We start from the raw sequence: 15,330 nt of genomic DNA, 5'->3' as shown, positions 1-15,330 counted from the left end.
CGTACTACGCCTACTATCACTTGTAGGTACTATAGCACAGCGCCAAATGAGTTTTTTACAGCGTATGCTGAGGTCGCGTCCAAGCCGATGAGCTTACCGTGACCCAGTTTATGCCCGCGAGTCCCGCCGCCTCAGGACTCGCCTCGCCTCGCCTCGCCTCGCCTTTTCAGCATTGAGCCTACTTAAAAAAAACCAAAGACTTAGTAAAGAGGTCATCCAACCCGAAGGCTGTCTCAGGAGTACAGATCCTCGCGCCCTTGCTCTTTAGGGAACGTTTCACCGGGCCAGAGGCCGTAGGTACCGCATCACCGCGCCATTGCGCTGGCAGCAGCACCCCAGTAGCAGGCTCTTAAACCATACAAGCGCGTCATGCCAAGAGATCTGTCAGCTCGACAATGCGGTATGTGTATTCGTGGCGTTCGCTCTCTATTGTGTCAATTCGCTGTATTTCTTGCCCTATTTCCAGGCGGCGATCCAACAATTCGAAAACGATGTCACTCTTGTCTGCGTAGCCCCACTCGGCGACGTACCTCAGGAGAGACTCGTCCTCGCTTTGCAGAAGGCCTGGAATGAACTGCCAACCATCATCTGTCTCCTCATACACATGGAAGTACATTTCCTTGGACGCCAGCTTTCCGCCGGAGAGAACCGCATGGATTCTCATCGTCTGAGACTCGTCGTCGACCCAAACGAGGTCAATTTGAACCGCTGCTTTGCTCATACCAGGCTGCTCGTCAATGAAGTTTAGAGAGTCACGGGACGCCAGCAAAAGTCGCGAACCACTATCACGTTGTTGCCGTAGATGACGTGAAGATCGAATTTCTTGACTTGCTTCGAGATGCTCTCCATGACCACGTCAGCCAGCCGGTCACGCTCGCAGATCTTGTAAAACTGATCCCATTTCAGAGTCACGCACTCGTTACCGTTTTTGCGCATTACCTCATTTAGATCTGTGGCGATGCTTTGTGCTGACTTAGCCATAATGCCCTTCTTTCCAGTGCCTGAGATGATTCTCTAGCGCAGCCTACAGCCACCTAGCAGAATGTCAAAAGAATTCTTATAGATTCCTTACAGATGCCTTAGGAATGTCTTGCAGAGATGTGTTTTTGCGGCCTTAAAATAGTCGCCTAGAAACCTCTGAGTGCTTATGGATACTACGAAATTTGAGACCAGGCGAAGAACTCGACGACGCAATGAATGGGTTTTCACAAGCGCCGGCGTGACATTTGATTGGGTATGCAACCAACTAGAATGCGCGACCGACACACAGTTTCATGTGGGAAACCTGAATATGTCGAAACACGCTACCGATCAGTAGATTCTTTTCGCGCAGTCAAATTGAAACGCCTCGCCGAGGGCAAAAGTAAGCGGTAGAAAGGCGCGTATAGATTGCCTAAGCCGATATGCCACGGGCGCTATCGCAACTTAACAGGCACCGAGATGCGTTCTGGGTGGAGTATCCAGCGCACGAGTGAGGCGAGCCTAAACCCGTTTTTAACCCGACAGAACCATGACATCACGTCATTGACAACACTACATATGGTGAATACGATGAAAAATGAGCACATCATATGGTGTAAAAAGCTATGAATCGTGAAAGCATCCAGCAAGCAGCCCATCGTCTTCATAGATAGATTTGGGCCAATCAGGAACGCTTATGGCCGAACCGCCACCTAACGCCTTTTCAGATGCTGGCACCTGAGGTCGCGGCCCATATATTAGGACTTGATTACCAGCTCCTTCCTAATCTGGGCTCTCCACTCTTCGGGCGAGAGGGAGAGCGCTTCAAGGCTGCTGGTTTAATGAATCGCTCGATTCGACGCATAGCCGTTTCCACCGAATTCCCAATGAATGTAATTCGGTTCACTGGCGCACATGAGGTCGGTCACTTTGTGCTTCACGAAGATGAGGTGATGCATCGTGATAAGCCTTTGGACGGATCGGCACGAGGACAAAGTCGACCTCCCAGGGAAAGGGAAGCTGATTACTTTGCGGCGTGTTTTTTGATACAAGCCCGACTTCTACTGGATGCTTTTGCTGCTCAATTTCAAATGAAGGGCCCCTTCCCCTTCACCGATACCACCTGTTACCACCTCAATCCTTCAGATCCATGGTCGCTTCTGAACGCAGAGAGGGATTCGCTTGATCGAGAAATTTCGTTGGCAAGATGTGCCCGGTTCAACAATCGTAATTTGATTCCACTTTCGGTTCAATTTGGGGTTTCGGATATTGCGATGGCAATACGAATCAAGGAGCTTCAGCTAGTTCGCTGGCCTTAAACGGCATGCGCACTCCTTTGAAGCGGCAGGCGCTGTTTGGCTCAGTTATTTTTAGCCCCACGTTCTCGCCGCGAGCTAAGCCCGTAAAGCTTGAGATGTTTGAAGAGCATCTTTTCCTCGAGTGTTTGATCCGTCAAATCTGAGTCCGAGCCGGTTCGCCATTCGATAATCTTGTCCCAGATCCTCCAAGACCTGGTTTCAAGTGAATACACGCAGCTAGCGAGGCTTTGAAACAGCTGGTACGCCTGCTCACCAGTCAGCAGGTAATCGACATTGCCCTTACCGAACAGGATCCCACCGTCATGCATAGTCCGGATGCAGAGCGCATTTTCGGGATAGTCTGGGTCTGCACCTACACCTTCATATGCCCAACAAACACCGAAAAATCGGAACGACGCGCATTTGATGGATCGTATCGTCAGAAAATCTGAGAGCCCCTTGCTCTCCGGGGAACGGAGATGTTTTCAAGAGACGTCCGCCCTCCCAAGGCATGCTAGAAATGTCCAAGCCGGTGCGCATTACAGACATCAACAGCCCCTGGGCAATAGCGTCGGCCTGTCGAGCACTCAATTTATATCGCGAGTCTCCGAGTGACATGTCGACAGCGCGACCGTCTTCCGTTGTGGCAGATATATGACTGACTGCCCGGTGGGTGAATTCGACACTTTGCGGCACATAAAATGGCCGAGAGTTTTTGATCGGTACTACGCTCATTGCCGGCACTCCGCATGGTTTTATATACCTAACGGTTTTCGCGACGGCAAAACTTTAGCTCGCGAGAAAATTCTGTTGTTAATCAGTGTGATCGCTGGCCATAGACGTCCATGAGTCTTAGTTCCGGCTAGGTAAAAGAGCAGACTACAGAAGAACTCACTGGCGTCCTCCGCATTGCACTCAATGTCAAGGTGCTATGATGGCCACCTGCCTGATGAGACCATGCTAGATGTTCGCGAACCTAACCAGTACGGGGTAGCCAACTGATCGATGCAGAGTTAGGTCTACGCTCACCAAGGAAGCACTTAGGGGAAGGATCACTATGTCTGCTGTCTCTGATTTCCGTTTGACCTGGTTGTGGCGCCACGCTTTCGTCAATCCACAAATAGACATTACGACCGCTGAGCAGGAGTTTTTCCGAGAACGATACCTAGCCATGCGTGAAAAAGCGGGCCAACTGGTCGCTCAGATCGTAGCAGCTATGCCAGGCATGACAGTCCACGACTTGAGTCACCTAGACGCCTTGTGGGAGACAGCATCGCTCGTTTCAGAAGGCGCCTTGACAATTTCTCCTGCCGAAGCATTCGTTTTCGGGGCGAGTGTCCTTCTGCACGATTCGGCTATGAGTCTTGCCGCTTATCCGAACGGCCTTGAGGATTTGAGGGAGACCGTGGCATGGAAAGATACCGTGACGGCTTTGCTTGGGGGAGATGACCATGATCCCGAATCGGTCAATAACCCTTCACCAATCATCGTCAACCGTGCTGTACCTGAAGTCTTACGCCAGTTGCATGCCCAATAAGCTGAGAAGCTAGCAACTCAAGGCTGGCCGTCCGTTAACGGAGATACGCTTTACCTGATTGACGATGCAGATGTACGCTTTTTTTATGGCGAGACAATCGGACTCATCGCGCACAGCCACTGGTGGTCGGTAGCACGAGTGGAGCAGGAACTTTCGGAGGATCTTGGTGCTCTTGCAGGCAAGACGAAGAGTAAGATTGACCGCGTGAAACTCGCTTGTTTACTCCGTATTGCCGACGCACTCCATTTGGATCAGCGCAGAGCTCCGAGGTTTCTGCGAGCGATATCACACCCCAAAGGCATATCTGCCCTGCATTGGTCATTCCAAGAGCGGCTAGCTGCGCCCCATATCGAGCATGAAGCCGTGGTCTTCACCGCTGGCGCACCTTTCGATATCGACGACGCGGACGCCTGGTGGCTCGCATATGACACGATCTCGGCGGTGAATCGCGAGTTGCAGGATGTAGACTTGTTGATGCAAAACAGAGCGAAGGGATTGTTCTTTCGAGCCCGGCGAGTCAAGGGCGCCGGCAGCCCCGAATCGTTAGCACGAACTATTCATACCCGAGGATGGCGTCCAGTTGATACGCAGTTAAAAGTTTCAGACATCCCGAAAGTTGTTGAAACACTGGGGGGCGCCAAGCTTTATGGTGACGACCCGACTGTAGTCATCAGGGAGCTCATCCAAAATAGTACCGACGCCATCCAAGCACGTAGACGTTATCAAGCCGGACGACGCGATACCTGGGGCAACATAGTGGTGTCCCTCATAGAAAAAGCGGATGGCCACTGGTTGACCGTCGAAGACAATGGTATTGGGATGTCAGAGCTCGTTTTGACCGGCCCGTTGATTGATTTCGGCACCTCATTTTGGCGGTCATCACTCGCAGCTCAGGAGTTTCCTAGTCTCATCGCAAAGGGCATGAACGCGATAGGACGATATGGAATCGGCTTTTTCTCGGTATTTATGATTGGTTCCTTAGTAAAGGTGATTTCTCGCCGCTTTGACTTAGGCGAAGCCGCCGCTCGCGTATTAGAGTTTAGAGATGGCACTGTATCGCGCCCCATTCTCGCCCAAGCGATACGGGGTCAATCACCAGTCGACGGGGGGACGAGGATTGAGATTTTGCTGAAGGCCGATCCACGGACTAAAGGGGGAATACTTTTCAACAGTAAATCTGGCGAAAACATTCTTACTCTAAAACAGCTCATTGCATCGATAGCGCCAAACTTAGACGTTTCGATTGAGGTTGAAGAAGGCGGTGAAAGTTTTCCAGCGGTAAGTTCCGGCGATTGGCTTGACCTACCTGATGCAGATTTGCTTAGCCGACTTAACCCCTTTGGAATGTCAAACAGACACAGGCATGGGACGAGCATTTCCGCGATACGACCTATCCTTGATGAGACTGGAAAACCGCTAGGTCGCGCATTTATCCAACCAAGTAGTTTCTTCGGCGCTGATGGAGGATGGGTCACGATCGGAGGACTTAGGGCGTCTCGGATGTCTAACATTCAAGGTTTGTTGGTAGGCGAAACCTTAACTGCGTCTCGCGATTCCGCCTTGCCAACTGTGTCTAAAGAACAGCTCGCGGCGTGGGCAACAGAGCAGGCGAAGATTATTGCGGCGGCTAGATCTGATGAGCTTCACAAAGCCCGATGTGCAGAAGTTGTACTTGAGTGTGGAGGAGACATTGGTGAACTGCCGATAGCATGCCAGGGCCCGAGTGACTGGTTAAGCGTCAGAGAGATACGTGAACGATTCCAAGACACGTCGGAGGTGGTGATCACATTCGACGGGGAATTCTCCTATGAGGAGGACACCGACGATGTCCATCCTCGAGATTTCAAAAGCTCCTTCGAGCCAGTTAGCAACATTTGGGTTATTCCGAAACACAGCGGCTCAGTGTTAACCGTAGGTCAGACACAATGGCCAAGAGCCTTGGCTCCAGATTTTTCTTGGCAAAGATCAAACCTTGCACAGCTGATCAGGATAGTGATCAGCGAAGCCTGGAGCGAAAATTACGAGGTCGATGATGAAGACGTGAAGGTCGGAACGGTTAACGGCACACCGATAATACGAAACGTTACAGTGTTTAGGCGAAATGATGAATCCGCCGGGTCTGAGAGCTCATTCGAAGAGTGAAGCTCGCAGTAAGCTCAGTTAGTGGAGGATGCTTCAATCTGACGTGGAGCCCTAGCGAAAGTCGAACCGTGCCGCTTGGTCTGACGATGTCGCGAGCCAGTCTGCTGAGAGCATCCATTTCATATGATTCGACCATACAAAACGTTTTGGCTCATCGCCCTGAGCCAAAGCTTCCGGTGCTGAGCCTCCTGATTATCTCTCCGACAATCCTAGGGGCAAACGGGCGAGAGCCGAGAAAGCGCCTGCCAAAATTTCTTTTAGCTATGCCGAGGAAACCTCATGCCAGTTGAAGGGCCTCTACCAATGACGGGGGATCAGCACGATATTGATGCTGATGCCGATCGTTGCCTGATGGCACGTACACCCAGGAATTGGCGGCTAAAGAGCCTAGGTGGGACGGACGATTATGGCTTCGACTACCAAGTCCAAACTACGCCAAATCAACAAGCAACGGATATTTTTCGCATTCAGTTGAAAGGCACTCGTTCCCCTAACATTACGGCGGATGGGGAATACCTTTCCATAGCACTGAAGGCATCGACTGTCCGCTTTTATGACCGAGCGGTGGAGCCCCTGCTCTTGGTGATCTGTGATCTTTCCGTCGATCCGGATCCTGTCGATTGCAGGCTCTACTACGTTTGGATCAGAGATGAGCTGCTGCGCGTTAATGTAGCTGAGCTGCCTGAGGAGCAGAAATACGTCACCCTTCGGGTTCCGGTAAAAAATCGTCTCACCTCATCTACCGACCTTTCTGAAGAAATTCGCTATCAGAATGAGCTGTCCCGAGCAGGGCATGCCCTGAGCGCAAAAGCGGAACAAACCCATCCTGCAATGGATTCAGACAATCGTCTGATATTGGTTCAAAGTGCCGTTCAAGGAGTTGCAGCGAGAGGCGTGACCTTCATAGAGGCCCTTGCAGGCCCCAAAGACGAGCATTGGATTAACCCTGCGCCGGGCACACTTGCTTGGCATCTGACCCAAGCCAGGGCTGAGCTGCGTATCAATGCTTTGGAGAGAGCTCTGCATCACCTAGATCAAGCCGAGTCTATGTTGGTAAACGCGACGGAATTGGAGCTTGGCGAATACTGGTGCTTACGCGGAAACTGGCACGTTGAGTCGGGCGCTGATCAAGCAGCAGTTGTTGCCTATCGCAACGCGTATGAGGAAAACAACCTTCCCAAATACCTTGCAGCACAAGTGGAAGCGGAAATTCGGATTAGATTCGAAACTAGGCCAGAATCGCTCTCAGAGCTACACGCCTTGCTGGAGGGCGATGCCCCCGTAATCATCGGGACTAGATCGAGGCTGCACGCGGTTCAAGGGAACTACAAACTTTCGCTTGAGATTGCAGATCACCTGCCAGAGCCTAAGAGGTCGTTCGCAAGAGCCTTCGCGCACTGGCTGTCCGGCGATCCAGATAGTGCATTAGCTGACTCCGAGGCGGGCCTAGATGTATGCGACAGATCTCATGATTCCTACCAGCTGTTGCTGCTACTTAGGGCCCGCTCCAAATTTACTCTCGCGGTTGCTACAGCCAGCACGATCAGTAAAGACGTCATCCCGCCGTCCGGTCTGCCTGGCGTAGATCGGCAGGCGCTAGAGAGTGCTTGGACAGCAATCACCGATGCTGTCACTTCTATCAAGGCTGTGGGCTGGGACTCAAATATTGAGCAGATTGCGGACATATGGGCTGCAACCGCCTTAGCACTCGGAAAGGGCCGAAGCATACTTGCAGACCTCATTGAAGCGACGCGTACACGTCCGGGCCTACCAAATATTCAGGAGGCTTTGAGAAGCGTCGCTGCCCAGTTAAAAGACTTTGATCTTGCTCTAGCGGCAAACGACCAATTGCCTGAGTCTTCCGAAAAACAACTGTGGAACATCCTGCTGCTTTACGAGACACGCAAGTTTAGGCTTTGCTGGCAAGGCTTTAGGGCATGTATAGAGTCTTTGGATAGAGGCCATCCTTTATTCGGGCCCGCAGCAATCGCTGCCTCCCTTTCAGCCCATAAGATGGCTCAGCCTACCTTTGTAAAACAGTGGATCGAAGAACTACAGTCGCATCCAGACCTGAGAGATCAAGCCGCACTCTCAGAGTTTTACATAGCCCTAGAGGTGAGCAGGCTGGCGAAGGATGATGCATGGAAATCTTTGCATTCCCGCTATGAAGAGCTGGGCCGACCTCTGAGCATTGCGCTCACCCTATTCCAGGAGGCTGATCCTACAGATCTTGAGTATGCGGTGCTGTGCGTGCGTCTATGCGAGAAAATCACAGAGCACTTGTTGCTTTCTCCAGAGATGGCAGCCCGATTGGGGATCGCGTTGGTGACGCTGAAAGACTGGCAGGCACTTCTAGAACTCTGTCAGAGCAAAAGGGTTCGGGCTGAGCCTGGGGATCGGATGGCAGCCTTCGAAGCATTGGCACTCGATCATCTTGGAGAAACAGAACAAGCACGAGACCGATTGCAGGGCATTTTAGCCAAAGGAACTGACGATCAGGTTGCACTCAACACTTACGTAACTATCGCTACAAGGTGTGGCTACGTTGAGGACGCCGTGGAGGCGGCGGAGAAGGTATTTGAAGCCGCAGAAACCAAACATGAACGGCTAGAGTGTGTGAAATTACTGTTTGCACTCATCCAATTTGGGGATCAGACCAGCAGCAGGCTTGTTGAGCTTGCTATTCGGGCAGGTGACTTGGTGGATCAAAATGTGGAGAGCCAGGAAGGCGCCTACCTGATGATGCATTTGAGCTCCACGTTAGCGATCACTGACCTCGATCTTGCCAGCGATCGTGAGCAATTTCAGACACGCGCAAATGCGTTTTTCCAGAAATTCCCCAATTCTCGAATGCTTAGGAGAGGGGAAATTCGGGAAGGTTCTTCTGCCACAGAGTTGGTAGAAAGTCTCAAGTCTCTTATAGGCATAACCGCAGATCAGGAAGCGCTCCAGAGTCGGCTTGAATACGGTTTGCAGCAAGGTTTCACAGTCATTCCGTTCTCATGGCGTCCTCGATTTGTTCTGTCCTCCATCTGCGATGTCGTGCACCTCTGGGAAACTGCGAAGGTGTCGAGCCGTGATGATCGAAAGTACCATCTTTCCATGAATAGCGAGCTTGCTTGGCAGCCTCTTGGTGCTGAGGCTCTACGGCAACTTGTTCCCTTACTGGACTGGACGGCACTGCTCGTACTCTACGATTTGGAATTGATCGAACCCATTGTCAATTTCTTCGGGAAAATTGCGATATCCAAAGCCACCATGGAGGAGCTTGCAGAGTTCACGAACCCGATGTATGGAAGTCCAATGCGTGGCAAGTGCCTGGGCCTACAAAAGTCCTTGAAGCCCCATCTCGCTTCAATTCTGCAGCCGTCGTCGTCAGGAGGAGTCAACAGGGCCTCTAATACTGCACCGGTTGGCCGAAGCAATACACAGATTGTAGAGATCTGCGCGGCAGAGCCCGAACGGTTCAGACTTTACTCTGATGACTTTGCTTTCCGAATTTTTTGTGCCGGAAAGTCCGATCCTAATGGAATCTGCACACTTGATGTCTTGGCCGCGCTGGTAGAGGTAGGACTGATTACCCCTATTGATAAGGCCCGCAAAATGGCGCAACTCTGTGAGTGGCGTGTCGGTGTAGTTGTGCATCTACCCGATATTATGGTGCTTCTCCCTCCGTTACTAAATTCGGCCAAGAGCGTACGTCTAGCCGTGGAAATGCTTGATGCGGAACCCGGATTTATTTCTATAGCCTCAGCGCTGTGGGACTATCGCTCACCATTTGAGCAATCACTGGCACATGCTGCTGCTGTGCTTCGCGCTCTCGTTATAGAGCGGTCGCTATCCGACATCGGACTGGCTGCGCTGTTGAGGCACTGGTATGTCAAAGCGGCCATGAAAAAGGATGCTCCCCCTCACGGCCTCCAGGCAATAACTCTCCTGATACTGATGGCAGGTCTAGATGAAGACTTGACGAAGACTTCTGCAAGAAGAATCTGGACGATCTACATGCTATTGGTAGAGTCCCACCACGGCACCAGGATGGACGAGTCTTGCGAGAGAGAAGCGATCCGACTCTTAGGTACCCATTGTGCCCAATTAGAAGCTGTTGAGCCTGGTGAGGGCCATCGAGTGTTCTCTGCTCTCAACGCGAGCCTCATACAGGATGCGTTTGAACAAACTGAGTTTTCCGCCGCTTATGCAGCCGCGCGGGTAGCCTCGCAATACGAGCGAGCAAGAGAAAAATGATCGTTTAAAATTCCGTCGCCAAATGGAACACTCCCCCTCGAAGGCCAAGCGTCTAGCTGATCGCAGAGCTGGATGAAGACGATCGTTAAGCGCATGGAATACATCAAAGGCTGATTCGGTTACGGAAACTTACATGAAGCAGCCTCTGTTCGACTTTGACCTCAAACGCGCATCCCGAGAAAACTACATAACAGGTAAAGCCGCTATCAATTTCCCCCATCCTGGAAGCACCACGGGTGGGTGGCATTTCCTTTCCTATTTTGATCGGGAGTCCGGCGTGGCCAAGGTGTCGTTGGCAGGTATCCATTATCCTGACACCACAGCCTACTTTGGTGACCTTGGCATCATCGACGTGACCGATGGGCTGGCGGAGCGCGGCTGGTCTGTGGATGGCTATCGTCTGTTCATGGCAGATCACTACAGAGCCGCTGCGGACATGATCGTGAGATGGGCATTGAGCGAGTCCAACCACTGCAGCGTCGAGATTGATGATTGGTTTCCCTCTCGTGCGGAGAGACAGCGACTGCTTGAGATTCTAGATACAGGAAAGTCAAAGCTTTCCGAGGTTGGCCGATGGCAAAAAGTGGAAGCTTGGCTTCGTGCGCAGACCTTCAGATAGGGTAGTTGCTATCCTAGATGGAGCGTGGCGCCAGTGCTAAGTGGTGCGTCGACCCCAAGAGCCCCGGGTCGGTGGATTTTCGACGATATCAATCGATGCGCTGAGCTCGTCTTGCATGCGCTCGAAAACCCTGCCGAGAGTCGAATGGGCTTTTGACTCCCTCAATGCGCTAACCAGTTGGAGCAGCTCGCGGCCTTGCGCTAAAGACATCTGGACGTCGCAGTAAACAGTGTCGTCATCGTCTGTCATTCCCATCGAAAAATCCTCGCAGTATAGTCTTGGCCTCTGTTCCCACGACCGGCATTAGGCGGTGCCCTTCGGGGACGGGCTGTCGTAAACCGAGCCTTAACGCAAGCGCCGACATCTCGGCCCTCCGGGCATCCGTCCCACACTTCTGCGCGCTCCGCTTGCCGTACCTATCCAACTGCATGATCACCCGCCACCGGTTGTAGCTGTCAACCTATTAAAAAATAGACTCCCCGCGCCTGTAACGGACGATTAGACCTTGTAGTTCCTGATTTTCTGCGTTCGGGCGTCAAAGCGTCGCTCTTGGGAGTAACGCCATTGCGTGCCGGAGTTGGTAGACGCACCGACACGCGGACTCAACAACCGAGCGAGCAGCTTGCTTCCATCTGGTTATAGCTTTGTTTAAGTACACGGCCCAACGCCTCGCGTTCGAGCTAGCAGGTCGTCAGATACCTCGATGTTTTGAACGCTCTCGCCTAACTGGGTGTCCGGAACCATTAGTGCATCACAGGACATACTTAAACACAGCCGTCAAGAGGCAACACTTTCCTCTATTCGTGTGAAACAAGACTGCCGTATATTTTGCGAATCAAATGAGGACACAACCATGGCAAGAAAGATTCGACCTGAAGAGTTAAAAGCACTAAGAAAATCGAAGGGGATTTCTGCAAAGAAAGCTGCCATGGCAGTGGAGAGAAGCGTCAAGTCTTGGCAGGGATACGAGAGTATTGACTCCAAGGTGCAGATTCCTGACTCCGTATTTTCTCAATTTCTACGAACTTTTAATATCACTTGGCCCCACGCTAAGGTGGTCAGTATCACAGCTTATAAAGGAGGTATTGGAAAGTCGCCAATAACCGTGGCAATCGCAACATCATTTGCGCAAACTGGTTTAAAAGTTGCAGTCATCGCAAATGATGAAGTGTTCAGGGGCTATACCAATAAAGATCGAATAGACATTAAAAACTCAGAACGCCACGCTTCAAAAGTAGACTTTTACGACCAGCACGACATTATTATGTACCCTTCGGAATTATTAAGGTTAGAAGAGGAAAACGAGCAACGGAAAAATTTTCCAGCTTTTGTATCATGCATCGATCATGAAGAAATAATCCTCCGCAAAAAATCCGCAACTTTAACCTTTGACGACATAAAAAACAATTATGACCTAATCCTCTTAGACCTTAACAGGGATCTCTACGAAACCTTGGCAAAATCGGACAAAATAATTCTGCTCGTAGATTGCACCTGCCAATACTCGCCCAGCAGCACGCACAACTATTATAAACATATGAATAAAATTAACAAAGAAAAATTAGATTCAATGCATGTATTGTTTACTAACTTCTCAACCATTCCGAGTACACGCGGACAGATAGACGTAACACGAATACACAAAAACAAGATATTTGACAGCTGCATGTTTAGCGCATATTTAACGCTGAAAACCTATAAAAAGATTCGCGATTTAAATATACCTATTATGCGCTCACGGTTTTCGGCAGACTATGAGTATCACATCGAACTACACGATAGCGATATGAGTAAAAAAGCATTTTGCTATTTCGACACCATCATGGATATTGCACCCGACTCGATAGCATCATTTGAGGTTTCTGAGGTAAGAGAGGAACTGACTGAAATTTTATGGGGTAGAAGTTGAAAATAACTTTGCTCTACACCCGTAAACCATATCGAAATAGGAGTTAAATTAACATGCTGACTAAACGTAAAATATGGAGAACCTTTATAGCCGCTTTAAATTTTCTGCGTACTCTAATCGTGATTCTAGACTTCTACAAAAATTATGATAAATAACCACTACCCATTACCACACATAACAGCCCACCAAAAGCAAGCTTTGTGCGGTCGATTATTGATAACATGGTTAACCACCCTATTGCCAGCACCAGCCCCACCAAAACGCCGAATCTCGCACCCGAAATAACTCATCCCCATATAAGATCCTAAAAAACACTAGACTCATAATTAAAAACGCCATTAATACGTATCTTCAAACTCAAAGCTCGATGCTCCACGCTTAGTTTATACGCAGCGTGGATATCAAACATGTAGGATACGCATGGCTTGCTATATGCCCCTTCCACTCTCAGGCATGGAACGAGTCAACGTGAAAAAATGATGCGATCAACCAAAAAGATTTAAGAAAAAGACAGATTCGATGGGATCGGTGCGACAGAGTATCCATCACCGAGCGGTGGGCGGTTGTAAAAATCTCGTTTACATCGTAAGAGACTCGCTTGGGTAATCGAGCCTGGCACTTAGATCCGAAGGAGCGAAAGCAGCGAAAGCAGCGAAAGCAGCGAAAGCAGCGAAAGCAGCGAAAGCAGCGAAAGCAGCGAAAGCAGCGAAAGCAGCGAAAGCAGCGAAAGCAGCAAACGAGTTTCGGCTGCGCCCGTTGAGGGCTTGCAATATGTACTCAAATCGCCTGTTGAGACCGCCGATCACTTGCGCTCGGCGCCTATTTCTCGGGGGCCGCTTTGCTAGATAGAACACGATGCAATCTAGACGCACCCTTCGCGGGATTAGATTTGTTAACTGCCTCTCAGTCTAAGCCACCCGGGCCTCCCTCTACGCCGTGGCGGTCGTGTCCTATGGTCAGGTGCGTGACTTCCGTACTTCCGTAAGAGAAGTTAAAGACCCATCTGTTGAGTAACTGGCACTTAACGTCATACAGATCATTCCTATAAAAAATATTTTCGAAGCCACCGCAGGTCAATACAGAAAACCACATCGACAATGAAAATTATCGACGCCGCAATCGGTCACTTTCATCCAACACAAACTGACGCGACCAGATGGCTATCCAGAATTGCATCGTTAGGATCCAAGGTCTGGACATCACCCAAACCACCGTTCTGCGTCCAAAAGACCAAAAAGGTGCCTTCGAATTTGTTCTACTGTATCCCGGCGTGTAAACAGATCCGCCCCGAGTGCCAAAACCCCATTTCCAATAAATCTCAATTTCTCGCTTCGCGTAAGTGATCGAATTGCAATTCCAGAAAGTGCCCCACCGGCGATTCCAAGTGTCACTTACCAACCAGTTATGACTGAGATACGAGGTAAGCGAATCGAACTCGGGTATCTGATTGCCTTCTAGTGCTACCGAGCATTTTCGGAATTGGTAGCTCTCCACGGAAAATCGGATATCACCCTTGAGGTGCGATAGGAAATCTTGCGAAGGAACGCGCGTAAGGTTGAAAACGACCGGCGAGCGATCTAGCTCATGTACGGTTATCGCGTCTTGATATCGAAGTCCTGCGCCCTCAGCCTCAAATACGCAATCGAATCTCACTACCGTAGCATCGACCGCACGGAAAGCGACTTTGGAAACCCGAGGTTCAGCGTCGGTCGGCTTTGTTAGGTAGAGAGAATACTCGACATGTTTTCCAAGCTTTTCCCACCTAGCGCCGAAACCGTTTCGTTTCGTCCACCGTTGATGGGCCTCGGAATAGGTTTTATAAAGCAGTGCTCTGGTGATGCGACGCCAGCACCATGCTCCCGCTTTGAAAATTACACCCCATGGCGTCGGAATCGTCATGTTCGCCCCTCGCAAGTTTGAAGATGTTTACCTATGCCGCGACCTGAGTGAGCGAGCTGGGTAAACCCTGATGTTTTCAGGAGTGCAGGATCATAAAAAGTAAAAATGCCCCAAATGCATACGCTCCTGACTCTGAATTTTTGAGCACCCACTTGGCAAGACAAGCATTGTCACAACTGCCAATATCTCATCACCTATCAAAGCCTTGGAAGCTCTATGCGAAAAATACGGTATCGCCCTCATCCACTGCTAGCCTACCCGACCCAACCAGTTTTTCTGGCGGTAGTCGTCAGCATTCCCTTTCTAATAATAGGAGGTCTATGGCGCGATGGCTTGCTCAGCACAACAGCTGTGGCCGCTGCCTTCGACGGGACTGCTTTACTCTGCCTTGTCATGCCGGTGACGTCAGCTTGGAGAACTGAGGCGATGAAGAGAGAGTACCGTGGTTACCGAAAAGCAATCGACGATGAGCTTTGTAACCCCCATTTGGATGAAAAAGGCCGCCAGCTGCTTCTGGTCGAACTTTCAAAGCTGGATGCCCAGTTCCACTTTCTCCACGATCGGCAGGGGACGCTTCAAAAAGTGAAATTTGTAGGTGCGGGGATGCGTTTAGCCTCCAGGTATCTGCGCAAAGCCAGTAAGTACACCAATCCATTCCGCCTGTTTTGAAAGCTTACCGACATTTGATCGATAAAATCTGGCGGTAACCCAAGCTCGTTTT

The 15,330-nt window shown here is 50.5% G+C and carries 10 protein-coding genes; 7 read left to right on the top strand and 3 right to left on the bottom strand.

The features are described 5' to 3' along the window. Nucleotides 1-367: 367 nt before the first annotated feature. Nucleotides 368-721 carry a hypothetical protein gene (locus tag EJA70_RS00860; protein ID WP_158828954.1) on the bottom strand — a complete coding sequence of 118 codons (354 nt, stop codon included), beginning with the start codon at nt 719-721 and terminating at the stop codon, nt 368-370. Between the two features lie 23 nt (nt 722-744). Continuing rightward, nucleotides 745-981 carry a hypothetical protein gene (locus EJA70_RS00855; RefSeq protein WP_116030740.1) on the bottom strand — a complete coding sequence of 79 codons (237 nt, stop codon included), beginning with the start codon at nt 979-981 and terminating at the stop codon, nt 745-747. Between the two features lie 707 nt (nt 982-1,688). On the opposite strand from EJA70_RS00855, the gene EJA70_RS00850 reads away from it, so the two are divergent. The 5 genes from EJA70_RS00850 to EJA70_RS00835 all read left to right on the top strand — a co-directional run bounded on the left by EJA70_RS00850 (nt 1,689) and on the right by EJA70_RS00835 (nt 10,801). Continuing rightward, complete coding sequence (locus tag EJA70_RS00850) at nt 1,689-2,279, top strand: ImmA/IrrE family metallo-endopeptidase (protein ID WP_256677589.1); 591 nt, start codon at nt 1,689-1,691, stop codon at nt 2,277-2,279. A 1,036-nt stretch (nt 2,280-3,315) separates the two neighbouring features. Beyond that, the gene (locus EJA70_RS30905) at nt 3,316-3,795 is read left to right on the top strand and encodes a hypothetical protein (RefSeq protein ID WP_218574199.1); all 480 of its coding nucleotides are present in this window, start codon (nt 3,316-3,318) and stop codon (nt 3,793-3,795) included. Nucleotides 3,796-4,158: 363 nt separating this feature from the next. Beyond that, nucleotides 4,159-5,937: an ATP-binding protein gene (locus EJA70_RS00845; protein WP_218574198.1), complete on the top strand. Its 1,779-nt coding sequence runs from the start codon at nt 4,159-4,161 to the stop codon at nt 5,935-5,937. Nucleotides 5,938-6,216: 279 nt separating this feature from the next. Beyond that, on the top strand, nt 6,217-10,182 hold the full coding sequence (locus EJA70_RS00840) for a DUF4365 domain-containing protein (RefSeq protein ID WP_158828952.1): 3,966 nt from the start codon (nt 6,217-6,219) through the stop codon (nt 10,180-10,182). A 133-nt stretch (nt 10,183-10,315) separates the two neighbouring features. After that, nucleotides 10,316-10,801 (top strand): hypothetical protein, encoded by a 486-nt coding sequence (locus EJA70_RS00835; RefSeq protein WP_116030749.1) that lies wholly within the window; start codon nt 10,316-10,318, stop codon nt 10,799-10,801. Nucleotides 10,802-10,837: 36 nt separating this feature from the next. Here the strand turns inward: EJA70_RS00835 and EJA70_RS30975 are convergent, their stop codons facing one another. Then, nucleotides 10,838-11,056 carry a hypothetical protein gene (locus EJA70_RS30975; RefSeq protein WP_256677588.1) on the bottom strand — a complete coding sequence of 73 codons (219 nt, stop codon included), beginning with the start codon at nt 11,054-11,056 and terminating at the stop codon, nt 10,838-10,840. Nucleotides 11,057-11,654: 598 nt separating this feature from the next. On the opposite strand from EJA70_RS30975, the gene EJA70_RS00830 reads away from it, so the two are divergent. Both EJA70_RS00830 and EJA70_RS00825 read left to right on the top strand, forming a co-directional pair. Next, nucleotides 11,655-12,710: an AAA family ATPase gene (locus EJA70_RS00830; RefSeq protein WP_158828950.1), complete on the top strand. Its 1,056-nt coding sequence runs from the start codon at nt 11,655-11,657 to the stop codon at nt 12,708-12,710. Between the two features lie 2,232 nt (nt 12,711-14,942). Then, nucleotides 14,943-15,278 carry a hypothetical protein gene (locus EJA70_RS00825; protein WP_158828948.1) on the top strand — a complete coding sequence of 112 codons (336 nt, stop codon included), beginning with the start codon at nt 14,943-14,945 and terminating at the stop codon, nt 15,276-15,278. Nucleotides 15,279-15,330 lie beyond the last annotated feature (52 nt).

This window comes from Pseudomonas sp. PB103 (assembly GCF_009764635.1).
Lineage (GTDB): Bacteria > Pseudomonadota > Gammaproteobacteria > Pseudomonadales > Pseudomonadaceae > Aquipseudomonas.
The sequence above is the reverse complement of the archived record's forward strand: the minus strand, read 5'-3'. Positions and strand labels throughout refer to the sequence as shown.

Coding starts and splice junctions, on each gene's coding strand:
- EJA70_RS00850 (WP_256677589.1), top strand. CDS start 1,689: ATGCTGGCACCTGAGGTCGCGGCCCATATATTAGGACTTGATTACCAG.
- EJA70_RS00840 (WP_158828952.1), top strand. CDS start 6,217: ATGCCAGTTGAAGGGCCTCTACCAATGACGGGGGATCAGCACGATATT.
- EJA70_RS30975 (WP_256677588.1), bottom strand. CDS start 11,056: ATGGGAATGACAGACGATGACGACACTGTTTACTGCGACGTCCAGATG.
- EJA70_RS00860 (WP_158828954.1), bottom strand. CDS start 721: ATGAGCAAAGCAGCGGTTCAAATTGACCTCGTTTGGGTCGACGACGAG.
- EJA70_RS00855 (WP_116030740.1), bottom strand. CDS start 981: ATGGCTAAGTCAGCACAAAGCATCGCCACAGATCTAAATGAGGTAATG.
- EJA70_RS00830 (WP_158828950.1), top strand. CDS start 11,655: ATGGCAAGAAAGATTCGACCTGAAGAGTTAAAAGCACTAAGAAAATCG.
- EJA70_RS00835 (WP_116030749.1), top strand. CDS start 10,316: ATGAAGCAGCCTCTGTTCGACTTTGACCTCAAACGCGCATCCCGAGAA.
- EJA70_RS30905 (WP_218574199.1), top strand. CDS start 3,316: ATGTCTGCTGTCTCTGATTTCCGTTTGACCTGGTTGTGGCGCCACGCT.